At 72.3% G+C, this 22,022-nt stretch carries 23 protein-coding genes; 14 read left to right on the forward strand and 9 right to left on the reverse strand.

The window, feature by feature from the left end; translation table 11 throughout:
* Positions 1-46 precede the first annotated feature (46 nt).
* Positions 47-1,102 (reverse strand): iron-siderophore ABC transporter substrate-binding protein, encoded by a 1,056-nt coding sequence (locus tag ACFV5H_RS04785; protein WP_385192841.1) that lies wholly within the window; start codon positions 1,100-1,102, stop codon positions 47-49.
* A 97-nt stretch (positions 1,103-1,199) separates the two neighbouring features.
* Positions 1,200-2,549, reverse strand: a complete 1,350-nt coding sequence (locus ACFV5H_RS04790; protein WP_385051057.1) for a lysine N(6)-hydroxylase/L-ornithine N(5)-oxygenase family protein — start codon at positions 2,547-2,549, stop codon at positions 1,200-1,202.
* Between the two features lie 256 nt (positions 2,550-2,805).
* Here ACFV5H_RS04790 and ACFV5H_RS04795 point away from each other — a divergent pair, with 256 nt between their 5' ends.
* Positions 2,806-3,753: a methionyl-tRNA formyltransferase gene (locus tag ACFV5H_RS04795; protein WP_385051058.1), complete on the forward strand. Its 948-nt coding sequence runs from the start codon at positions 2,806-2,808 to the stop codon at positions 3,751-3,753.
* Between the two features lie 116 nt (positions 3,754-3,869).
* The gene (locus ACFV5H_RS04800) at positions 3,870-4,679 is read left to right on the forward strand and encodes a pentapeptide repeat-containing protein (RefSeq protein WP_385192843.1); all 810 of its coding nucleotides are present in this window, start codon (positions 3,870-3,872) and stop codon (positions 4,677-4,679) included.
* Here the strand turns inward: ACFV5H_RS04800 and ACFV5H_RS04805 are convergent.
* The 5 genes from ACFV5H_RS04805 to ACFV5H_RS04825 all read right to left on the reverse strand — a co-directional run bounded on the left by ACFV5H_RS04805 (position 4,657) and on the right by ACFV5H_RS04825 (position 9,050).
* Positions 4,657-6,786: a xanthine dehydrogenase family protein molybdopterin-binding subunit gene (locus ACFV5H_RS04805; protein ID WP_385192845.1), complete on the reverse strand. Its 2,130-nt coding sequence runs from the start codon at positions 6,784-6,786 to the stop codon at positions 4,657-4,659. The two genes, ACFV5H_RS04800 and ACFV5H_RS04805, sit on opposite strands and share 23 nt — an antisense overlap.
* On the reverse strand, positions 6,783-7,802 hold the full coding sequence (locus ACFV5H_RS04810; RefSeq protein ID WP_385051064.1) for an FAD binding domain-containing protein: 1,020 nt from the start codon (positions 7,800-7,802) through the stop codon (positions 6,783-6,785). The genes ACFV5H_RS04805 and ACFV5H_RS04810 overlap by 4 nt, the downstream gene beginning before the upstream one ends.
* On the reverse strand, positions 7,803-8,339 hold the full coding sequence (locus ACFV5H_RS04815) for a (2Fe-2S)-binding protein (RefSeq protein WP_385051066.1): 537 nt from the start codon (positions 8,337-8,339) through the stop codon (positions 7,803-7,805).
* Between the two features lie 31 nt (positions 8,340-8,370).
* On the reverse strand, positions 8,371-8,784 hold the full coding sequence (locus tag ACFV5H_RS04820) for an SRPBCC family protein (RefSeq protein WP_385051067.1): 414 nt from the start codon (positions 8,782-8,784) through the stop codon (positions 8,371-8,373).
* A gap of 71 nt (positions 8,785-8,855) precedes the next feature.
* On the reverse strand, positions 8,856-9,050 hold the full coding sequence (locus tag ACFV5H_RS04825) for a DUF2795 domain-containing protein (protein WP_385059450.1): 195 nt from the start codon (positions 9,048-9,050) through the stop codon (positions 8,856-8,858).
* 203 nt (positions 9,051-9,253) lie between these two features.
* On the opposite strand from ACFV5H_RS04825, the gene ACFV5H_RS04830 reads away from it, so the two are divergent.
* Positions 9,254-9,913 (forward strand): lysophospholipid acyltransferase family protein, encoded by a 660-nt coding sequence (locus tag ACFV5H_RS04830; protein WP_385059453.1) that lies wholly within the window; start codon positions 9,254-9,256, stop codon positions 9,911-9,913.
* 8 nt (positions 9,914-9,921) lie between these two features.
* Here the strand turns inward: ACFV5H_RS04830 and ACFV5H_RS04835 are convergent, their stop codons facing one another.
* A complete protein-coding gene (locus tag ACFV5H_RS04835; RefSeq protein WP_385059456.1) occupies positions 9,922-10,365 on the reverse strand; it encodes a DNA-binding protein in 444 nt (147 codons plus the stop codon).
* Positions 10,366-10,502: 137 nt separating this feature from the next.
* Here ACFV5H_RS04835 and ACFV5H_RS04840 point away from each other — a divergent pair, with 137 nt between their 5' ends.
* Positions 10,503-10,946: an SRPBCC domain-containing protein gene (locus ACFV5H_RS04840; protein WP_385192847.1), complete on the forward strand. Its 444-nt coding sequence runs from the start codon at positions 10,503-10,505 to the stop codon at positions 10,944-10,946.
* Positions 10,947-11,215: 269 nt separating this feature from the next.
* Complete coding sequence (locus tag ACFV5H_RS04845) at positions 11,216-12,694, forward strand: glutamate-cysteine ligase family protein (RefSeq protein ID WP_385059461.1); 1,479 nt, start codon at positions 11,216-11,218, stop codon at positions 12,692-12,694.
* Positions 12,695-12,735: 41 nt separating this feature from the next.
* On the opposite strand, the gene ACFV5H_RS04850 is transcribed toward ACFV5H_RS04845, so the two are convergent.
* A complete protein-coding gene (locus ACFV5H_RS04850) occupies positions 12,736-13,122 on the reverse strand; it encodes a hypothetical protein (protein ID WP_385049662.1) in 387 nt (128 codons plus the stop codon).
* Between the two features lie 251 nt (positions 13,123-13,373).
* On the opposite strand from ACFV5H_RS04850, the gene ACFV5H_RS04855 reads away from it, so the two are divergent.
* The 9 genes from ACFV5H_RS04855 to ACFV5H_RS04895 all read left to right on the forward strand — a co-directional run bounded on the left by ACFV5H_RS04855 (position 13,374) and on the right by ACFV5H_RS04895 (position 21,984).
* Complete coding sequence (locus tag ACFV5H_RS04855) at positions 13,374-15,080, forward strand: hydrogenase maturation protein (protein WP_385049659.1); 1,707 nt, start codon at positions 13,374-13,376, stop codon at positions 15,078-15,080.
* Between the two features lie 55 nt (positions 15,081-15,135).
* On the forward strand, positions 15,136-16,224 hold the full coding sequence (locus ACFV5H_RS04860; protein WP_385049657.1) for a hydrogenase expression protein HypE: 1,089 nt from the start codon (positions 15,136-15,138) through the stop codon (positions 16,222-16,224).
* A gap of 66 nt (positions 16,225-16,290) precedes the next feature.
* Positions 16,291-18,072 carry a nickel-dependent hydrogenase large subunit gene (locus ACFV5H_RS04865; protein ID WP_385049655.1) on the forward strand — a complete coding sequence of 594 codons (1,782 nt, stop codon included), beginning with the start codon at positions 16,291-16,293 and terminating at the stop codon, positions 18,070-18,072.
* Positions 18,069-18,653 (forward strand): hypothetical protein, encoded by a 585-nt coding sequence (locus tag ACFV5H_RS04870; protein WP_385049652.1) that lies wholly within the window; start codon positions 18,069-18,071, stop codon positions 18,651-18,653. Before ACFV5H_RS04865 ends, ACFV5H_RS04870 begins: the two co-directional genes overlap by 4 nt.
* Positions 18,650-19,291, forward strand: a complete 642-nt coding sequence (locus ACFV5H_RS04875; RefSeq protein ID WP_385049649.1) for a DUF5947 family protein — start codon at positions 18,650-18,652, stop codon at positions 19,289-19,291. Before ACFV5H_RS04870 ends, ACFV5H_RS04875 begins: the two co-directional genes overlap by 4 nt.
* Positions 19,288-19,926 (forward strand): DUF6084 family protein, encoded by a 639-nt coding sequence (locus tag ACFV5H_RS04880; protein WP_385049646.1) that lies wholly within the window; start codon positions 19,288-19,290, stop codon positions 19,924-19,926. The genes ACFV5H_RS04875 and ACFV5H_RS04880 overlap by 4 nt, the downstream gene beginning before the upstream one ends.
* The gene (locus ACFV5H_RS04885) at positions 19,923-21,332 is read left to right on the forward strand and encodes a hypothetical protein (protein ID WP_385192849.1); all 1,410 of its coding nucleotides are present in this window, start codon (positions 19,923-19,925) and stop codon (positions 21,330-21,332) included. The genes ACFV5H_RS04880 and ACFV5H_RS04885 overlap by 4 nt, the downstream gene beginning before the upstream one ends.
* Positions 21,329-21,871 (forward strand): hydrogenase maturation protease, encoded by a 543-nt coding sequence (locus ACFV5H_RS04890; protein WP_385192852.1) that lies wholly within the window; start codon positions 21,329-21,331, stop codon positions 21,869-21,871. The genes ACFV5H_RS04885 and ACFV5H_RS04890 overlap by 4 nt, the downstream gene beginning before the upstream one ends.
* Positions 21,868-21,984, forward strand: coding sequence for a DUF6893 family small protein (locus tag ACFV5H_RS04895; protein ID WP_385049638.1), 117 nt, complete (start codon positions 21,868-21,870; stop codon positions 21,982-21,984). The genes ACFV5H_RS04890 and ACFV5H_RS04895 overlap by 4 nt, the downstream gene beginning before the upstream one ends.
* Positions 21,985-22,022 lie beyond the last annotated feature (38 nt).

Below are 22,022 nucleotides of genomic sequence, written 5' to 3' on the forward strand. Positions count from 1 at the left end.
CGGTGCGGCGGGCGGCGGGCCCGTCGGTGTCCGCCGCCCGCCGGTCTCACTCGACGGCCGTGATCAGCGGGGTGATCTCCTCGATCGCGTACGGGATCGACAGGACCGTGTTGAAGGAGAACGCGGCGCCGATGTCCGGGTCCTGGTAGGGCACGAACAGGTCGCGCTCGTCCTGGCTGACCTTCAGCTTCTTGTACAGCGGCTCCGCTTTGACGCGGTCGTTGGCGTCGGTGCCGGAAGTGACCCAGACCAGCCGGTCGACGTCGAGGACGTTCAGTTTCTCGGCGCTGAGCTCGGCCACGTTCCAGCCCGGCTTGGCCAGCTCGTCGATCTCCGGCTTCAGTTCGAAGCCCAGTTCCTTGAAGAAGATGGCCTTGGGGTCGGTCGCGGTGAACGCCGAGTACTTGCCGGCCTCGAAGCTGTCGGCGACGGCCAGTGTCAGACCGCCGAACTCGGGGTGTTCGTCACGGACGGCCTTGAACCGCGCGTCGATGTCCGAGATCAGTTTCTCGGCCCGGTCGTCCTTGCCGAGCGCCTTGCCGATCTGGCGTGTCATCTCCTGCCAGGGGGCCCCGTAGTCCGGGTGGTCCTTGGGCTGGGCGACGACCTTGGTGAACTTCGAGAGCGTGTCGTACTGCTCCTTCTTCATGCCCGAGTACTGGGCGATGACCAGGTCCGGCTGCAGCGCGGCGATCTTCTCCATGTTGTACTCGTCGCGCTCGCCGACGATCTCGGGGGTGTCGGAGCCCCAGAGTTCCTTGGTCCAGGGCCACTTGCCGTACGGCTTCTCCTTGAACCAGTCGACGGCGCCGACCGGCTCGACGCCGAGCGCCAGCACCGCGTCCTGGTCCGACAGTCCGAGCGTGACGACCTTCTTCGGTTCCTCCTCGACGGTCGTACTGCCGTACTTGTGCTCGACCGTGACCGGGAACGCCGCGGACTGCGCGCCCGCACCGGCCGAGGACGAGGAGTCCCCGTCGGACGAGGAGTCGTCGGTCCCGCCCCCACAGGCGGTCAGGGCGAGCGCGGCGACGACGGCCACGACCGCTCTGGGGAGGAGTCCGGCGATCCGCGCCGGCGCGGGGCGTGTTCCAGTGGACACGTTGGTTCCTTTCACGGGGTTTCACAGGGGTGCCGCGCCTGCCGGGTACGACGACCGGGCAGTGCGCGGCGGTGTGGGGGGCCGGCCCTCGGGCCGGCTAGCGGGAGGTGCCGATCCCGTCGGTAAGGGGACGGGGCGCGTCGGAGGACGCGGGGTTCCGGTCGAGGATCGAGTCCAGGATCTCGCCGACCCGGATCGCGATGTTCGACAGCAGGGACGACGTGATGCCGTGGGTGTGTTCGGTGCCGCCCTGCAGATAGATGCCGCAGCGCAGTGCGGGACGGGTCGCCACGCGGTAGTCCCGCTCGACGCGGACGCGGCCCTCGTCGTCACGGTGGCAGAGCCCGGCCGTCTCGCCGAGGAGGGCCAGTCCGTCGGCGGGCAGGTATCCCGTGCCGTACACGACGACGTCGGCGTCGAGGGCGGTCCGCTCGCCGGTGACCAGGGAGACGACGGTGGCGTGGACCCGCTCCGGGGTCTCGACGACTCCGGTGAGCCGGGACACGTTGTGGAAGCGGAGCCGCTCGGTGCCGAGCACCTTCTCCTGGTACACGCGCCGGTACAGGTCCTCGATGAGGTCCGTGTCGACCACGGAGTAGTTGGTGTTCCCGTGATAGTCCATCAGCTTGCGCTTGACGTCCTCGGGGGCGGTGAAGTACTCGTCCACCGCATCGGGATCGAAGATGCGGTTGGCGAAGTTGCTGTCGTCGGCGGGGCTGTAGCCGTAGCGGGAGAAGACGGCGTGGACCTCGGCGCCGGGGAAGCGGCGGTGCAGGTAGGCGACGTTCTCGGCGGCGCTCTGGCCGGCGCCGACCACGACGAACCGGGAGGGATCCGTGCCCTCCAGGGCGTCCACCTTGGCCAGCAGGTCGGAGTTGTGCCAGATGCGGTCGGAGCGTTCGACCCCCTCCGGCATCCGCGGGCGCAGCCCGGTGCCGATGACCAGGTTGCGGGCCCGGTGGACCACCAGCCCGTCCCGCGAGCGGGCCGTCACGTCCAGGTACTCGACCGCTCCGTCGCGCAGGACGGGTTCGACGGCGACGACTTCGTGGCCGTAGGAGACCATGTCGTCGACCTTCTCCGCCGCCCATTCGAAGTAGTCGTGGAACTCCGTGCGCAGCGGGAAGAAGCTCTTGTGGTTGACGAAGTCGATCAGGCGTCCCTTGCTCTGCAGATAGCTCAGGAAGCTGTATTCGCTGGTCGGGTTGCGGAGGGTCACCAGGTCCTTGAGGAAGGACACCTGCATCGTCGCGTCGTCGATCAGCATGCCCCGGTGCCAGCCGAACGCCGGCTGCCGCTCGAAGAAGTGGGCGGTGACCGTCTCCTGCCTGCCGACACGCGCGTTGTGCTCGCTGAGCGCGATCGCCATGGCCACGTTGGACGGGCCGAAGCCGATGCCGACGAGGTCGTGGACCGGAGGTGGGTCGCCAGGAAGAACCTGAGCCATGTCACTCCCATCGTGCGGGCGGCCGGTTGCCCGGCGTCGGGATTACGGGAGGAGGGGCGCGCCGGCGGAACAGCGGGCCCGGAAAACTTAGGGAAGCCTAAGCTTAGGCCGTGAAGCTGTCGACCGGACAAAAAGGACAGTTCACGAGTTCGATTTTCTGACCGATCGTCAAATCGCTTTCATCCGGGCGCCGTTGCAACGTTAGGTAAGCCTTGCTTTACTGGCGGCGGCCATTCCCTGCCCGAGGAGGAACCGCATGCGGGTCGTCATGTTCGGCTATCAGACCTGGGGCCATCGCACCCTGCGGGCCCTGCTGGATTCCGAGCACGACGTGGTGACGGTGGTGACACATCCCAGGAGCGAGCACGCCTACGAGCGGATCTGGAGCGACTCGGTCGCCGAGCTCGCCGAGGAACACGGCATCCCCGTCGTCGTCCGCGACCGCCCCGACGACGAGGAGCTGTTCGCGCGGCTCAAGGAAGCCGACCCGGACATCATCGTCGCCAACAACTGGCGCACCTGGATCCCCCCGCACATCTACGGCCTGCCCCGGCACGGCACGCTGAACGTCCACGACTCGCTGCTGCCGAAGTACGCCGGCTTCTCCCCCCTGATCTGGGCCCTCATCAACGGCGAAACCGAGGTCGGCGTCACCGCGCACCTGATGGACGAGGAACTCGACGCCGGGGACATCGTCCTGCAGCGGGCGGTCCCGGTCGGACCGACGGACACGGCGACCGACCTGTTCCACAAGACCGTCGACCTGATCGCCCCCGTCACCACGGGCGCCCTCGGTCTGATCGCCTCCGGGCGGACCGAGTTCACCCGGCAGGACCGCTCGCAGGCCAGCTTCTTCCACAAGCGGTCCCTCGAGGACATCCGGATCGACTGGAACTGGCCCGCCGAGGACCTGGAGCGCCTCGTACGCGCCCAGTCGCACCCTTACCCGAGCGCCTTCACCTTCCACAAGGGCCGGCGCCTCGAGGTCCTGGCCGCCGTGGTGTCCCGGGGGCGCTACGGCGGGACGCCCGGCCGGATCTTCTACCGCGAGGGCGACGGCGTGGTGATCGTCGCCGGCGCCGACGCCCGCACCGGCCGCAACCACGGTCTGGCCATCACCCGCGTACGCACCGAGGACGGCCGGGAACTGGGCGCGACCGAGTACTTCACCTCGATGGGCGGCTACCTCACCGGCCGTCCCTGAGGATCCGCAGGTGAACCGTCCCCGAGGATCCGCAGGCGGACCGTCTGCGAGAATGGGCGCCGACCGCTCGTCGCACAACGGGAGCCCGCACGGTGTCACCCCAGCACGAAGCCCCCGTGACCTCCGGGGGCCGCAAGGACCTGCAGGCCGACTGCGCCAACTGCTTCGGCCTGTGCTGTGTGGCCCTGCCCTTCGCCCGCTCCGCCGACTTCGCCGTCGACAAGGCCGCCGGGCAGGCCTGCTCCCACCTCCGGTCGGACTTCCGCTGCGGCATCCACGAACGGCTGCGCGACCGGGGCTACCCCGGCTGCACCGTCTTCGACTGCTTCGGCGCCGGACAGAAGGTGTCGCAGGTCACCTTCGGCGGCACCGACTGGCGCCGGGCACCGGAGTCGGCGCGCGCCATGTTCGAGGTCTTCCCCGTGATGCGGCAGCTGCACGAACTGCTCCGGTACGTCGCCGAGGCCCTCGACCTCGCGGCGGCCCGGCCCGTCCACAAGGAGCTGCGGCGGGCGCTGGCCCGGATCGACGGCCTGACCCGCGGCAGCGCCGAGGCGGTCACCGCGCTGGACGTGAACGCGCTGCGCGGCGAGGTCAACCCGCTGCTGCTGCGCGCCAGTGAACTCGTCCGGGCCCGCGTCCCGGGCCGCGGGAAGGACCACCGCGGAGCCGATCTGATGGGCGCGAAGCTGTCCGGCGCCGGTCTCAGGGGAGCGAGCCTGCGCGGGGCCCTCCTCGTCGCCGCGGACCTGAGCGGGGCGGATCTGCGCGACGCCGACCTGATCGGCGCCGACCTGCGCGACGCGGACCTCCGCGGTGCCGACCTCACCGGTGCCCTCTTCCTCACCCAGGCGCAGCTCGACGCGGCCCGGGGCGACGCGGCCACCGTGCTGTCTCCCGGACTCAGCCGCCCCGCCCACTGGTAGGCGCGGACGGTCCCGACAGTCCGGCGAGCACCTTGTCCGGGGTCAGCGGGAGGTCGCGGAAGCGGACGCCGGTGGCGTGGTGGACGGCGTTGCCGACGGCGGCCGCGCTGCCCACGTTGCCGATCTCGCCGATCCCCTTGCTGCCCATCGGGTTGAGGTGGCCGTCGTGCTCGTCGATCCAGTGCGCCTCGACGGCGGGCACGTCGGCGTGCGCGGGCACGTGGTAGGACGCCAGGTCGGACTCGGTGAAGTCGCCGAACGCGGCGTCCATCGTGCTGCCCTCGGTCAGTGCCATGCCCAGTCCCATGACCATGCCGCCGATGAACTGGGAGCGTGCGGTACGGGCGTTGAGGATGCGTCCGGCGGCGAAGACGCCGAGCATCCGGCGCACCCGGACCTCGCCGGTGACGGAGTCGACGGTGACCTCGGCGAAGTGCGCCCCGAAGGCGTGGCGGGCGTAGGCGCTCTCGGCGTCCGCCCGGCCCGCCGTGTCGGCGTGGACGGTGACGCCCTCGTCGGGCAGCCGGCCGGTGAGGCCGCCCAGCCGGCCCGTGAGCCTGGCGCACGCGTCGTGCACGGCCCATCCCCAGGAGGCGGTTCCGGAGGATCCCCCGGCCAGGGACGCGGGCGGCAGGTCGCTGTCGCCGATCTCGGTCCGTACCCGGTCCAGCGGCACACGGAGGACGTCCGCCGCCACCTGGGCGAGCACGGTGCGGGCCCCGGTGCCGATGTCGGTGGCGTTGACACGGACGACGAAGGTCCCGTCCGGCAGTGCGCGTGCCTCGGCGGTGGACGGCTGGACGAGGACGGGGTAGGTGGCCGCCGCGACGCCCGTGCCGACGAGCAGCGGCCCCTCCGCCCGGGAACGGGGGCGGGGGTCCCTGCTGTCCCAGCCGAAGCGGCGGGCGCCCTCGCGCAGACACTCCGTGAGGTGCCTGCTGCTGAACGGCTTGCCGCTGTCCGGTTCGCGCTCGGGTTCGTTGAGGACGCGCAGCTCCACCGGGTCCAGGCCGAGGGCGTCGGCGAGTTCGTCCACCGCCGACTCCAGGGCGTACATGCCGGGGCATTCACCGGGGGCGCGCATCCAGGACGGGGTCGGCACGTCGAGCCGGACCACGCGGTGGAGCGTACGGCTGCTCGGGGTGGCGTACATGACGCGTGCGGGGACCGCCGCCTGCTCCACGAACTCCTTGACGCGGGAGGTGTGGGTGACGATCTCGTGGGTCAGGCCGGTCAGCCGGCCGTCGTCGTCGGCGCCGAGGCGGAGCCGGTGCAGGGTGGGGGCCCGGTGGCCGACGAGGGCGGGCATGTCGCGGCGGGGCAGGGCGACGGTGACGGGCCGGCCGGTCTCCCGGGCGGCCATGACGGCGAGCACGACGTCGGGGCGCGGGGTGCCCTTGGAGCCGAAGCCGCCGCCCACATGGCCGGTGTCGACGGTGATCCGGTCCTCGGGCAGCCCGAACAGCGCGGCGAGCGTGGCGCGCACCGCGGTGCCGCCCTGGCTGGAGGTGTGGACGACGAGCCGGTCGTCCTCCCACCGTGCCGTACTGGTGTGGGGCTCCATGGGGTGGTTGTGCAGCGGCGGCACGCGGTAGGAGACGTCGACCCGGACGGGGGCGGAGGCGAGGGCGCCGTCGGGATCCCCGTACTCACGGCGGGCCGGGTAGCCGGCGTTGGCGGTCTCCGGCTCGTACGCCCCGGGATGGTCCGCGGTGAGCGTCACGTCGTGCTTCTCCTCGGCGTACTCGATCCGGACGGCCCTGGTGGCGGCACGGGCCTCCTCCGGGGACCGGGCGACGACGAGCGCGACGACCCAGCCGCGGTGCGGCACACCGGGTTCCTGCAGCACGGCGAGGGTGGGGTCGTCGGGCTCGGTGAGCCGGGGGGCGTTCTCGTGGGTGAGCACGGTCAGGACGCCGGGCGACTCCAGGGCGGCCGTGGTGTCGACGGCCGTCACCCGGCCGCGGGCGACGGCCGCGAGGACGGGCCAGGCGTGGGCGCGCTCCGGCAGGGGGTGTTCGGCGGCGTAGCGGGCGCCGCCGGTGACCTTCTGGCGTCCTTCGCGGCGTTCGGCCGGAGCACCCAGCGCGGTACCGGTGCCGGTCATGAGTCCTCCGTGAGGTGTCGGGGGCGCCGGGCGGGCGGCGCGAGCCGGGTCAGGACGTCCACGGCGAGGTTGCGGGCGAGGGGCACCTTGTAGCCGTTGTCGCGCAGCGGCCGGGCCGCCTCGAGTTCCAGGTCCACGGCGCGGGCGAAGGAGTCCGGGGTCGCCGGGGCGCCGCGCAGCGCCGTCTCGGCGCGTTCGGCCCTCCACGGCTTGTGGGCGAGGGCACCGAAGGCGAGCCCCACGTGGGCGACGGTGCCGTCGTCCGCCGTGTCCAGGACGGCGGCGACCGACGCCAGGGCGAAGGCGTACGAGGCGCGGTCGCGGGCCTTGCGGTAGGCGGAGGGCAGCGACGCCGTGGCGGGCGGGAGCACCACGCCGGTGATCAGCTCGCCGGGCCGGATCCCGGTGTCCCGCTCCGGGTGGTCGCCGGGGAGCCGGTGGAACCGGTCCGCCGGGACGTCCCGGGCGCCCTCGTCGCCGTACAGCTCCACGCGTGCGTCGAGGGCGGCCAGGGCGACGGCCATGTCGGAGGGGTGGGTGGCGATGCAGTGCTCGGAGTGGCCGAGGACCGCGTGGTCGCGGTGGGTGCCCTCCCGGGCGCCGCAGCCGCTGCCGGGCGCACGCTTGTTGCAGGGCTTGGACAGGTCCTGGAAGTGGGGGCAGCGGGTGCGCTGGAGGAGGTTGCCGCCGGTGGTGGCGGCGTTGCGCAGCTGTCCGGAGGCGCCGGCGAGGAGCGCCTGGGACAGGGCGGGGTAGCGGTCGCGGACCAGGGGGTGGGCCGCGAGGTCGCTGTTGCGGACGGTGGCGCCGGCGCGCACGGAGCCGTCGGGCAGTTCCTCCACCGTGTCCAGCGGCAGCCGGCTGACGTCGACGAGGACGTCGGGGCGTTCCACGCCCAGTTTCATCAGGTCGACGAGGTTGGTGCCGCCGCCGAGGCAGCGGGCGCCGGGATGCGCGGCGAGCGCCTCGGCCGCCTCCTCGACGGTGCCGGCCCGCACGTATCCGAAGGGTTCCACTCAGATCACGTCCTCGACGGCCTCGACGATGTGCGGGTAGGCGCCGCAGCGGCACAGGTTGCCGCTGAGCCGCTCGCGGATCTCGGCGGCGTCCAGCGGAACGGGCCGCCCGGAGGGGGCGGCGGGGTCGGTGACGTGGGAGGGATGGCCCGCCTCGGCCTCGGCCAGGGCGCCGACGGCGGAGCAGATCTGTCCCGGCGTGCAGTACCCGCACTGGAAGGCGTCCCGGTCGAGGAAGGCCTGCTGCAGGGGGTGCAGACCGTCGCCGCCGTCGGTGAGGCCCTCGACCGTGGTGACGTCGCGGCCGTCCAGGGACACGGCCAGGAGCAGGCAGCTGTTGACGCGGCGGCCGTCGACCAGGACCGTGCAGGCCCCGCACTGGCCGTGGTCGCAGCCCTTCTTGGCGCCGGTGAGGCCGAGGTCCTCGCGCAGGACGTCCAGCAGGACCCGCCGGTGGTCGAGGCGGAGGGTGTGCGGCTTGCCGTTGACCCTGAGTGCGGTGTCCGAGCGGTGTTCGGGGGTGGGCTCACTGCTCATGGTGGGGTGGCCTTCCGGAGGGGGCGGACGGTCAGCCGGCGGCGTTGTCGACACGGAGCCGTACCTGTTCCTCCAGGCGTCGGAGGCTGGAGTCCAGGGCGTCGCCGACGGCCTTCTCGCCCGGGTCGTGGCTGTCGTCGAAGAAGGAGAGGTGCACCGTGACCTCGCTGGCCCCGCTGCCGATGCCGGCGACCTGCAGCCAGCCGGTGTAGCCGCCCTGCTCACGCGTGCCCCATTCGAGCCGCATCTGGTCCCGCTGGGCGCGGAGCAGGGCGGAGGTGTCCTCGTCGGAGCGGTCCTCGTGCACGGTGACGGCGGGCAGTTCCTCGGCGTGCACGTGCAGGTCCTCGGGCAGCCAGTCGCCCATCTGGCCGACGTTGGCCGCCTGGTCGAAGACGTGCTCGGGTGATGCGGGCATCGTGTGTGAACGTTCGTACTCGGTCATCGCGGTACCGTTCCTCGTCTCGGTTGTCGGCAGGGCCGGGGCTGCCCGCACGGCAGCCCCGGGACAGGGCGCTATTCGTTGCCGAAGACCGCCTTCTGCACCTCGTCGGGGCCGTCGAACCGCTTGGTGCCGGTCTGCCCCAGCTTCTTGACGAGGGTGTCGTCCGCGCCGTTGCTCCTCGCCACCGAGACGAGGTCGTCCTTGCCGGCGGGGTAGTCGGCGCCCTTGAGGGCCTTCTGCAGATCGATCGGGTTGAGGTCGGCCATGGCGGCCTCCCGTGGTGGAGCGGCGCGGCGTGTCCGCGCGGGGAAGTGGCGGGTACCCAGGGCGCCCGGGGGTGATTCAGCCCCGGTCCCCGGCCCTGAACCGAGTAGGCGGCGCCGCCGGTCCGAGTACGCGTACTCAGGCGCGAGGAGCCCGCCGCGCCCGAAGCTGACCGGCAGAACCCCGTCTGCCGGAAGGACGTCCCTTGCTCAGCCGTGCCGCCGCCGCCCTGCTGCCGTTGTTCGGGCGGCTCACCGTCACCCGTGAGACCGACGGGCCGTTCCCGGCGGGCAGTGTCTTCGTCGCCAACCACGACTCGATGGCCGATCCGGCGCTCGTGCTGGCCGCCCTGCGCGGGGTGGGCGTCACACCGGTCGTCCTGGCGACGGCGGGGCTGTGGCGTGTGCCCGTACTGGGACGCGCCCTGTCGAAGGGCGGACACGTTCCCGTGCACCGGGGATCGGCCCGCGCGGCGGACGCGCTTCAGGCCGCGGCGGAGGCGGTGCGGTCGGGACGCCATGTGCTCATCTACGCGGAAGGCGGCCTGCCGTCACGTCCGGACGCGGGGTGTGCCGCGCCCCGGCCGTTCCGTACGGGTCCGGCGCGGCTGTCGGCCGCGACCGGCGCGCCGGTCGTCCCCGTGGGCCAGGTGGGGGCCCGGCGGCTGGCCTCCGGACCGGTCGCGAAGCAACTGGCCGGTGTGCTCACCGCCCCGTTGCGCCGTCCGCGTCTCCATGTCCACATCGGCCGTCCCGTGCACCTGCCGCCCGGCACGGCGGCCGGGACGGCGACGGCGCACCGGGCGGTGAGTGCCGCCTGGCGGCGGGCCGCCCGGGCCGTGGGCGAGCCGGCCCGCGACGGCTGACCGGGCGGCTACCGGTCGCCCGTGTCGGTGCGGCCGGCCAGGCGTTCGTAGCGTTGCCGGGCGGCCTGCGGGCTGCCCAGGCCGAGGCCGAAGGCGATCTCCGGCCAGGTCATGCCGCGTCCGCGCGCCATCTCCAGGAGTCCGGCCTCCAGTTCGTCCATCTCCGCGCGGGCACGCGGTACGAGGCTCAGCGCGGCGGTGATGTCCGCGTGGTCCACCTCGGGTTCACCGTCCTCGGGCAGGGCGGCGCCGCTGAGCAGGAAGGCCACGAGCCTGACCGCCTCGTGCGGTCCGATCACGCCGGGGTGGATCTGGCGGCGGCGCTGTGCGTCCGTGGCCGCGTGCCGCTCGGCGATGCGGAACAGGGAGGCGTGCACCCGTTGGACGCGTGCCGCGTCGGAACTCGGCGGGACGAAGGGGTCGTCGGGCTGTGCGGGGGTGGTCTGTGGCATGGAACGAGCATCACAGGATGAACGATTTGTTGTCAACGGAAAACACCCTCTGGCGGCCGATGACTTCGCGCACCCCCGCACGTCTACACCTGCGCGAGGCTCACCCACCGAGACGCAGGACGGAAGAGGACGACACCATGAGCGCCGAGCAGACCACCACCGACAGCGGCTTCTCCTACGACCTGACCCGCACGCTGGACGCCCCCGTGGGCAGGGTGTGGCAGGCGTGGACCACTCCCGACCAGTACGCCCGGTGGGCGTACGCCGCCCCCGGATCCGTCGAGATGGACGTACGGCCGGGCGGCGCCTGGAAGGCCACCATGGTCACGCCGGACGGCGATGAGTTCCCGCTGACCGGGTCCTACCTGGAGGTCGCCGAGAACCGCCTGCTGGTGGTGGGGATGGACGTGTCCGGGAGGCCCGAGCCGTCGACGATGGCGGTGGAACTCGACGAGGACGGCGGCCGGACGCGGATCACGCTCCGCCAGACGTGCGACACGGCGGAGGAACGCGACATGGCCGAACAGGGCAGCACCATGCTCCTCGACGGCCTGACCGCCTTCCTGGCCGAGGGCCCTTAGGCGCTCCGCCGGGTACGGCGACCGTCTGCGGCGCCGTCGTGGCCGGTCGCGCAGTTCCCCGCGCCCCTGGGGGTGTTCTGCCATGGTCCTGTGCGGGTGCATCGTGGTTGCTCGCGCAGTTCCCCGCGCCCCTTCGGGGCGCTGCCGAGCCGCAACGGACTTCGCCGGACCCGCTCGGGCGACGGACCGGGCTCGCGTGGTCGGACTCGTCCGCTGGTGCGAGTCTGGGGTGGACAGGTTCCGAGGACGAGAGCCCTGGAGGGAGACCGATGGGACGGGACGTCCCGGCGCTCACCTTCACCCGCGAGGACCGCCGCCGCTACCGGATCAAGATGCAGGAGTGCCTGGAGACGTTCGCGCAGATGCTGCGCGAGTCGCGCTTCGAGGCCGAGCGGCCCCGGGTGGGGCTGGAGATCGAGCTGAACCTGGTCGACGACCGGGCCGAGCCCGCGATGCGCAACACCGATGTGCTGGAGGCGATCGCGGACCCGGCCTGGGCGACGGAGCTGGGCCGGTTCAACCTGGAGATCAACATCCCGCCGCGGCGGCTCACGGCGGGCGGCCCCGACTCCTGGGAGTCCGAGATCCGCGCCGCGCTGAACCACGCGGAGCAGCGCGCCGGGTCGATCGGCACCCATCTGATCATGACGGGCATCCTCCCCACCCTGCGCCAGGAGGACGTCGGCGAGGGAGCACTGTCGGAGAACCCGCGCTACCGGCTGCTCAACGACCAGATCTTCGAGGCGCGCGGGGAGGACCTGCACATCGAGGTGACCGGCATCGACCGGCTGCGGACCTACGCGGACACCATCACTCCGGAGGCCGCCTGCACCAGTACGCAGTTCCACCTCCAGGTGTCCCCGGAGCAGTTCGCCGACTACTGGAACGCGGCGCAGGCGATCGCCGGCGTCCAGGTCGCGCTCGCCGCCAACTCCCCCTTCCTGTTCGGCAAGGAGCTGTGGCACGAGACCCGGATCCCGCTGTTCGAGCAGGCCACCGACACCCGCCCGCAGGAGATCAAGGTGCAGGGGGTACGGCCCCGGGTGTGGTTCGGGGAGCGCTGGATCACCAGCGTCTTCGACCTCTTCGAGGAGAACCTGCGCTACTTCCCGGCCCTGCTCCCGCTGTGCGACGAGCAGAACCCGGCGGAGACGCTGGAGCGCGGCGACATCCCCGAACTCGGTGAGCTGACCCTGCACAACGGCACCATCTACCGCTGGAACCGCCCGGTCTACGCCGTCGCCCAGGACAAACCGCATGTGCGGGTGGAGAACCGGGTGCTGCCCGCAGGACCGACCGTGGCCGACACCCTCGCCAACGGCGCCTTCTACTACGGGCTGACCCGCGCCCTGGTGGAGGAGGACCGTCCGGTGTGGTCACGGATGTCCTTCTCGGCCGCCGAGGACAATCTGCGGACGGCGGCGCGGTACGGCATCGACGCCCGGTTGTACTGGCCCGGGATGGGCGAGGTGCCCGCCTCCGAGCTGGTCCTGCGGCGGCTGCTGCCGCTGGCGCACCGCGGGCTGGAGCGCTCCGGCATGGACGACGCCTGGCGGGAGCCGCTGCTCGGCGTCATCGAGCAGCGCTGTGTCACCGGCCGCAACGGAGCGGTGTGGCAGAAGGAGATGTTCCATCACATCGAGGCCTCGGCGCACTGCGGCCGGCACGAGGCGCTGCGGCGCATGACGCAGCAGTACATCGACTACATGCACCTCAACGCCCCGGTCCACACCTGGCCCGTCGACTGATCCGGGCGGCGTCCGGGCCCGGCCCGGACGCCGCCCGCCCGTCAGCCCGGCCGGCGTCCGGTGTCGGAGTCGTCGGGGTCGACCCCGGTGAAGGCGGACTCGTCCTTGGTGCCGCTGGGACGTGCGGAGCGGCCTCGGCGGCCCGTGCCCCGCTTGCCCTCCTCGTCCCGGTCCGCGTACTCCTCGCCCCGCCGCGCGTCACTGCGCGCGACGTCACCCGGGACGGAGGTGCGCTCCTCCTCGACGTGCTTGCGGCCCGCTCCGCGCGACGGCGCGTGTTCCTCCGCGTGGAAGGAGCGGCGGGCGCTCGGGTTCTCCTCCTGTCGTGTCTCGTCGACGTCCGGGGACCAGCCGTGGTGCTCGCTCCCCTGATGACGGCCGGCCCCGCGGCCCTGTGACGGTTGCGGCGACTTGCGATCCTCGGGCATGTGTCGGCCCACCTGTCCGCTCTCGTGGGGGCACGTCTCCCAGTGCCCCGGCAGTAAAAGCCTCCCACTCATCACTTTTCAGGGCATATCGGGTGACCCCGGTCCGGTCGTGCCGCCTGCCATGCGGACGGAAGTGTCACCCGCGAGGGTGAGGAACGGGATTCGTGTCGACGCTCACGGACCGCTGTGCCCGACCATCGCAGTCAGCCGGGCCGCACCGGTCCCGCCGTCCCTCCGGAAGAGCCGTCGCCATGCGCATCCTGCTCGTCGCCAGCGCCTACAACAGCCTCACGCAGCGGGTCCACGCCGAGTTGCGGGGCCACGGCCACGCCGTCGCCGTCGAGGTGACGCCGGCCGGCCGGGACGTGGTCGCGGCCGTGGACCGGCACGACCCCGAGCTGATCGTGGCTCCCCTGCTGAGGACGGTCGTCCCCCGCGAGGTGTGGACGGCCCGGACGTGTCTGATCGTGCACCCGGGCCCCGTCGGCGACCGGGGGCCGTCCTCCCTGGACTGGGCGGTCCACGAGGACGCGGCCGAGTGGGGCGTCACCGTGCTCCAGGCCGAGGAGGAGATGGACGCGGGGCCCGTGTGGGCCACGGCGGGGTTCCCCGTGCCCCGGACCGGCAAGAGCGACCTGTACCGGGGCGAGCTGTCCGACGCCGCCCTCGACGCCGTACTGACGGCCGTCGAACGGTTCGCCTCCGGCCGCCACTCCCCCACCGCCCAGGACGGGATGCCCACCGCGCCGGGCGCCCGGACCCGGCCCCCGATGCGCCAGGAGACCCGCCGTATCGCGTGGGCGGACGATCCGACCGCGACGGTGCTGCGCAAGCTGCGCGCCGCCGACTCCCAGCCCGGCGTCCTGGACGGACTGCTCGGTGAGGAATGGTTCCTGCACGGCGGGCACCCCGAGCCCCGGCTGCGCGGGCGTCCCGGCGAACTGCTGGCGACCCGGGCGGGCGCCGTCTGCCGGGCCACCGTCGACGGCGCGGTGTGGATCCCCGAACTGCGGGCGCGTACCGGACCGGGTGTCCCGCGCGCCTGCAAGCTGCCCGCCGTACTCGCCCTGGCCGGGCGGCTGCCGCGGCTGCCGGAGCTGTCCGTGCCGCCGCTGTGTCCCGCCGGCGACGGCGCGCCCTGGTCGGACATCACGTACCGGGAGGACGGCCCGGTGGGGACGCTGTCGTTCTCCTTCCCCGGCGGCGCGATGTCCACCGGCCACTGCCGGCGGCTGCTGGCCGCGTACCGGGCGGCCTGCGAGCGGCCCACGTCGGTGCTGGTGCTCGGCGGCACCCGTGACTTCTTCTCCAACGGCATCCACCTCGGCGTCATCGAGGCGGCACCGGACCCGGCGGCGGAGTCCTGGGCCAACATCAACGCCATGGACGACCTCGTGGAGGCCGTCCTGACCACCACCGACCGGCTCGTCGTCGCCGCGATCGGCGGCAACGCGGCGGCCGGCGGCGTCATACTGGCGCTCGCCGCCGACGAGGTGTGGTGCCGCTCCGGCTCCGTGCTCAACCCGCACTACCGCCTCATGGGCCTGTACGGCTCCGAGTACTGGACGTACAGCCTGCCGCGGCGGGTGGGCGCCGCGACGGCCGAGCGGCTCGTCCGGGAGGCGCTTCCGGTCGGCGCCGGGCAGGCGCGGGACATCGGCCTGGCCGACCGGGTGATCGAGTGCCCTCCCGCCGGTTTCTCCGCCGAGGTCACCCGGCTGGCGCAGCGCTGGGCGGGTTCTTCCGGGGCGCAGTCGCGGCTCGTCGCGAAGAAGGCCGAGAGCGAGCGCCGCGAGGCCGTCACACCACTGGCGGCGGTGCGCGAGCGGGAACTCGCGCACATGCACAGGATTTTCTTCGCCCCCGGTGCTCCGTACCACGCGCTGCGCCGGGCGTTCGTACGCAAACAGCCGTCACCGGCTCCGCCTGCGGTGCCGCCCGGTGTGGCCGACGCTTGAGCCAGGACACCGGCCGAGACATCGGCATGGCCGCATTCCTTCCCAGGAGGCGTTGATGAACGCAAGCCCCCCGGCCACGAACACCGAGGCGGAGACGTCCGGCGGTATCGGCACGGACGAGAAGCCGATCCACATCCTCTGGATCAACGCCGGGCTGAGTTGCGACGGCGACTCGGTCGCCCTGACGGCCGCGATGCAGCCCAGCATCGAGGAGATCGCCCTGGGCGCTCTGCCGGGTCTGCCGAAGATCGCCGTGCACTGGCCGCTCATCGACTTCGAGTGCGGTCCGGTCGGCGGCGCGGACACGTTCATCGAGTGGTTCTTCAAGGGCGAGCGCGGCGAGATCGATCCGTTCGTCCTCGTCATCGAGGGGTCCGTGCCGAACGAGGCGATCAAGCAGGAAGGGTACTGGTGCGGCTTCGGCGACAACCCGGAGACCGGCCAGCCCATCACCACCAGCGAGTGGATCGACCGGCTCGCCCCCAAGGCCCTCGCCGTCGTGGCCATCGGCACCTGCGCGACCTACGGCGGCATCCACGCCATGGCCGGGAACCCGACCGGTGCCATGGGCGTGCCCGACTACCTGGGCTGGGACTGGAAGTCGGCGGCCGGCATCCCGATCGTCTGCGTCCCCGGCTGCCCCATCCAGCCGGACAACTTCGCCGAGACCCTCACCTACCTGCTCTACCAGGCCGCGGGCTCCGCCCCGATGATCCCGCTGGACGACAAGCTGCGCCCCACCTGGCTGTTCGGGGCCACCGTGCACGAGGGGTGCGACCGGGCCGGCTACTACGAGCAGGGCCAGTTCGCCATGGCGTACGACTCCCCGACATGTCTGGTGAAGATCGGCTGCTGGGGGCCCGTGGTCAAGTGCAACGTGCCCAAGCGCGGCTGGATGAACGGCATCGGCGGCTGCCCGAACGTCGGCGGCATCTGCATCGCCTGCACCATGCCCGGCTTCCCCGACAAGTTCATGCCGTTCATGGACGAACCGCCCGGTGCGAAGTTCTCCAGCTCCGTCAGCGGCGCCTACGGAGGCGTGGTGCGCAAGCTGCGGACCATCACCGCCCGGACGGTGGACAAGGAGCCCAAGTGGCGGCACACCGGCCGGGAACTCACCACCGGCTACCGGCCGCCCTGGTGATCACCACCCCACGCCGGCCCGCGACCCGCTCACCGAACCGAACGACCGAAGGGCAGCACAGACACAATGGCGACCTCGACGAAGACCGGTGACGGCACCGGCCTGGTGGAGATGGCATGGGACCCGATCACCCGGATCGTGGGCAGCCTCGGCATCCACACGAAGATCGACTTCAAGCAGAAGCGGGTCGCCGAGTGCTACAGCACCTCGTCGGTCTTCCGCGGCTACAGCCTCTTCATGCGGGGCAAGGACCCGCGCGACGCCCACTTCATCACCAGCCGCATCTGCGGCATCTGCGGTGACAACCACGCCACCTGCTCGGTCTACACGCAGAACATGGCGTACGGCGTGAAGCCGCCGCACCTCGGTGAGTGGATCATCAACTGCGGCGAGGCCGCGGAGTTCATGTTCGACCACAACATCTTCCAGGAGAACCTGGTCGGGGTCGACTACTGCGAGAAGATGGTCCGCGAGACCAATCCGGGCGTCCTCGAACTCGCCGAGCGCACCGAGGCGCCGCACGCCGCCGACCACGGCTACCGCACCATCGCCGACATCATGCGCTCGCTCAACCCGCTGGAGGGCGAGTTCTACCGGGAGGCGCTCCAGGTCAGCCGGTACACGCGGGAGATGTTCTGTCTGATGGAGGGCCGCCATGTGCACCCCTCCACGCTGTACCCGGGCGGTGTCGGCACCATCGGCTCGGTACAGCTCTTCACGGACTACATGACCCGCCTCATGCGGTACTGCGAGTTCATGAAGCGGGTCGTGCCGCTCCACGACGACCTGTTCGACTTCTTCTACGAGGCGCTGCCCGGCTACGAGGAGGTCGGCCGCCGGCGCGTACTGCTGGGCTGCTGGGGCGCGTTCAACGACCCCGAGTACTGCGACTTCACCTACGCCAACATGACCGACTGGGGACGGCGCATGTTCGTCACCCCGGGCGTGATCGTGGACGGCGAGCTGGTCACCAACGACCTCACCGAGATCAACCTCGGCATCCGCATCCTGCTGGGCAGCTCGTACTACGAGGACTGGGAGGGGAAGGAGCAGTTCGTCACGCACGACCCGCTGGGCAACCCGGTGGACCCGCGCCACCCGTGGAACCAGCACACCGTCCCCGCCCCGCAGAAGCGGAACTTCGACGACAAGTACAGCTGGGTGATGTCCCCCCGCTGGTTCGACGGCAAGGAGCACCTGCCGCTGGACACCGGCGGCGGCCCCCTCGCCCGCCTGTGGTCCACCGCGCTGTCCGGGCTCGTCGACATCGGGTACGTGAAGGCGACCGGGCACAGCGTCGTCATCAACCTGCCGCGCACCCTCACCAAGCCGGAGACCACCTTCGAGTGGAAGATCCCGCAGTGGTCCAACGCGCTGGAACGCAACCGCGCCCGCACCTACTTCCAGGCGTACTCCGCCGCCGTGGCCCTGCACTTCGCGGAGATGGGCCTCGCGGAGGTGCGCGCAGGACGCACCCAGACGTGGGAGAGGTTCGAGGTGCCGGACGAGTCGATCGGCGTCGGCTTCACCGAGGCGGTGCGCGGTGTGCTGTCGCACCACATGGTGATCCGGGACGGGAAGATCGCCAACTACCACCCGTACCCGCCGACCCCGTGGAACGCCTCCACCCGTGACACCTACGGCACCCCCGGCCCGTACGAGGACGCGGTGCAGAACACGCCGATCTTCGAGGAGAACTCCCCGGAGAACTTCAAGGGCATCGACATCATGCGCGCCGTGCGCAGCTTCGACCCGTGTCTGCCGTGCGGCGTGCACATGTACGTCGGCGACGGCCGGACGGTGAAGTCGATGCACGTGCCCACCGGTCTGAGCGGTCTGGCCGGATGAGCGGCGCGCAGACCACGCCGAACGCGGAGACGGCCGGGCGGATGGTCGAGGAGGTCCTCGACCGGCTCGCCTCCTCCGGCGACCGCGCGGCGTGCGAGACCGCCGAGGAACTCGTGCGGGTCCTCATGGAGTTCTACGGCGGCGGGTTCGCGCGGGTCATGGACCTGCTCGGCCGCCGCCCGGACCGGCCGGCCCGCGAGGCCGTGGAGGCGTTGCTCCGTGACGAGCTCGTCGCGGGCCTGCTGGTGCTGCACGGGCTGCACCCGGAGGACGCGCCGGCCCGTATCGCCCACGCCCTCGACGCCCTCCCGCAGAACGTGGAGAGCACCGGATTCGACCCGGCCACGGGCGAGTTGCGGCTGCGGCTCATCGGCTCGGGGGGCTGCGGCTGCGGCGGCTCCCCGGACGCCGTCGAGCAGGCGGCCCGGGACACGCTCACGTGTTTCGCCCCCGAGGTGACGGCGGTGACGTGGGAGGCGGACACCGCGTCCGAGCCGGTGCTGCTCCAGATCGGCTCGGGCCCGCCCGGCGCGTCCCTGTCCGGGCCGAACGGCCGTCCGCCGGCCACCGCGACGTCATGAGCACGCGGCAACTCCCGGAACGTGCGGGCCTGTTCCGGTTCACCGCGCCCCGGCCACCCCGCGAGGAGCGCTGCGAGCTGTGTGCCGCCGCGCTGCCGGACCCCGGCCACCGGCATCTCGTCGACACCGAGAACCGGGCCCTGGCCTGCGCCTGCGACCCCTGCGCCCGGCTCCTGGACGCGTCGGGCGCGTCCACGGGCCGGTTCCGCGCGGTTCCCGGCCGCTATCTCAGCGACCCCGGGCACGGTCTCGACGAGGCGGCCTGGGAGCGGCTGCGCATCCCCGTCGGCGTCGCGTTCTTCTTCCGCAACTCCGCGCTCGACCGGCTGGTCGCGCTCTACCCGAGCCCGGCCGGCGCGACCGAGAGCGAACTGGAGCCGGAGACCTGGCAGTCCGTGCTGGACGCCTCCCCCCTGGCCGGGCTCCTCGAACCCGACGTGGAGGCGCTGCTGCTGCGCCGCCACCAGGGGCGCGTGGAGTGCCATCTGGTGCCGATCGACATCTGCTACGAACTGGTGGGCCGTATGCGACTGCGATGGCAGGGCTTCGACGGGGGCGCGCAGGCGCGTGCCGATCTGGAGGAGTTCTTCGGCCATGTGCGCGAACGGGCCCGCGACTTCACGGGGAGCCCTTCGTGACCGAGTTCGGCTTCGCGTGCACCGGGGTGCGCGCCGACCCGTACGCCGCGGGTCCGGCGCTGGTCTTCCGGCTGCGGGTCACCGCGTCCCCGGGCGCACGGGTGCACGCGCTGGCGCTGCGCTGCCAGATCCGTATCGAGCCCGCCCGCCGGGGCTACGACGACACCGAGGCCGCCGCCCTGACCGACCTGTTCGGGGAACGCTCCCGCTGGGGCAGCACCCTCAACCCGCTGGAGTTCGCGCAGGTCCCGGTGATGGTGCGGGGGTTCACCGGCGAGACCGAGACGGACCTGGTGGTGCCCTGCACCTACGACATGGACATCGCCTGCTCCCGCTACTTCCACGCGTTGGAGGAGGGGGAGGTGCCGCTGCGGATGCTGTTCTCCGGCACCGCCTTCACCGGCGCCGGCGGGTTCCGGGTCGAACCCGTCCCGTGGGACCGGGAAGCCCTGTTCCGGATGCCGGTGGAGACCTGGCGGGAGATGGTCGACCGGCACTTCCCCGGATCGGCCTGGATCCGGCTGCCCCGGGACGCGATGGACGCGCTGCTCGCCTACCGGTCCCGGAGGGCGCTGCCCTCGTGGCAGGCGACCGTCGAGGGGCTGCTGGAAGCGGCGGGTGAGAGGACACGATGACCACGACGACGTTCACCGCCCCGGCCGAGGCCCGCCTCGCGGTGGCGCGCCATGTCGCCGACGCCGTGCTGTTCGAGGGGTACGTGCTCTACCCGTACCGTGCGTCGGCCGCCAAGAACAGGCTGCGCTGGCAGTTCGGGGTGCTGGTGCCCCCGTCCTGGACGGCGACGTCCGCCGAGCACGACTTCCAGCACACCGAGCTGCTGATGGAGCCCCGGCGGGGCGCCACCCTCTCGGTCGAGGTGCGCTTCCTGCACGCCCGGCGGCGCACGGTGCAGCGGGTGCTGCCGGACGGCGGTTTCGAGACCGTCGGCGAACTGCGCCTGGCGGACCGGGTGATCGTGCCGTGGGACGAGGGCCGGGAGGAGCGGGTCCGTCTCACCGTTCCCGTCGAGGAGCTGGCGGACTCCGGGACCGTCGTCCCCTTCGGCCGGCCGGCGGGCGAGGAGACCGAACCGGTCACGGACGCGGACGGGACGGTCGTGGGGCGGCTGGTCCGGCGCCACGAGGCGGTGGAGGGCGTACTGCGCCTGTCGGCGAGCCCGCTGGACGGCCCGTACGCCACGCAGCGGCTGGGCGTGGTCGTGGAGAACACCGGCGGGTGGCTGCCCGAGGAGGGCGCCGGCCGTGACGCGGCGCTGTCCCGTTCCCTGGTCGCCACGCACACGCTGCTGCACCTGGACGCGGGGCGGTTCCTGTCCCTGACGGACCCTCCGGAATGGGCGAAGGGGGCCGCCGCGGCCTGCCGCAATCTGCACACCTGGCCCGTGCTGGCCGGTGAACCGGACTCCCGTGACCTGGTGTTCTCCTCCCCGATCATCCTGGAGGACCACCCGGCCATCGCCCCGGAGAGTCCGGGCGCCCTGTACGACGCCACGGAGATCGACGAGATCCTCGCCCTGCGCACGGCGGCCCTCACCGACGAGGAGAAGCGTGAGGCGAGGGGTACGGACGACCGGGCGGCGGCGGTGATCGAGCTCACCGACTCGATGCCGGCCCAGGTGCTGGAGCGGCTGCACGGGGCGGTCCGGGGTCTGCGCGAGGTCACCGCACCCGCGCCGCCGGTGTTCGGCGGCCCGGAGGGCGGCCTCGTCCGGCCGGACACCCCCTGGTGGGATCCGGGCGCGGACGCCTCGGTGGACCCGGCCCACGACCATGTGCTGGTCGACGGACGGGAGGTGCGGGCGGGCAGCCGGGTCGTGCTGCGGCCCCGGCTGCGGCACACCGACGCCCAGGACCTGTTCCTCACCGGCCGGCGCGCCCTGGTCGAGGCGGTCCTCCACGACGTCGACGGGGGCGTGCACATCGCGGTCACCGTCGAGGACGATCCGGGCGCCGACATCCGTCGTGAGCAGGGCCGGTACCTCTACTTCCAGCCCGACGAGATCGACGTGGAGGCACCGTGACCGCCACCGCCGCACGCCCGCGCACCCTGGTCGCCGGGGTCGGCAACGTCTTCCTCGGCGACGACGGCTTCGGCGTCGAGGCCGCCCGCGCTCTGGCCGGACGGCCGCTGCCGGAGGGCGTCGAGGTCGCCGACATCGGCATCCGCGGCGTCCACCTGGCCTACCGGCTGCTCGACGGGTACGACACGCTCGTCGTGCTCGACGCGACGGCACGGGGCGGGGAGCCGGGCACCCTGTACGTGATCGACGCGGCGGAGCCCGGCGGCCGGCCGTCACCGGAGGGTGTCCCCCTGGACGGCCATCGCATGTCGCCCGACGCCGTGTTCGCCCTGCTCGACACCCTGTGCGCGGGCACCGGCGCGGTGCCGCCCCGGCGCACGCTGGTCGTGGGCTGCGAGCCCGCCACCGTCGAGGAGGGCATCGGTCTCAGCCCGCGCGTCGCCGCCGCGGTGCCCGAGGCGGTGCGTCTGGTCGCCGGACTGATCGGCGAACCGACCGACGACGAAACCCCCCTTCCATCCCTTCGGAGAGCACCATGAGCAAACGCCTCGTCGGCGGTGTCGCCGCCGTCCTCACCCTGTCCGCGGTGGCGACGATCGCCGTGAACCTCTGGCCGGACGTACGGCGTTACCTGCGCATCCGCAGTATGTGACGCCCGCCGAACGGGCTACGGTCCCGGCGCGCCGGGCC

Origin of the sequence: Streptomyces sp. NPDC059787 (assembly GCF_042732315.1) — a bacterium.
Lineage (GTDB): Bacteria > Actinomycetota > Actinomycetes > Streptomycetales > Streptomycetaceae > Streptomyces > Streptomyces atrovirens.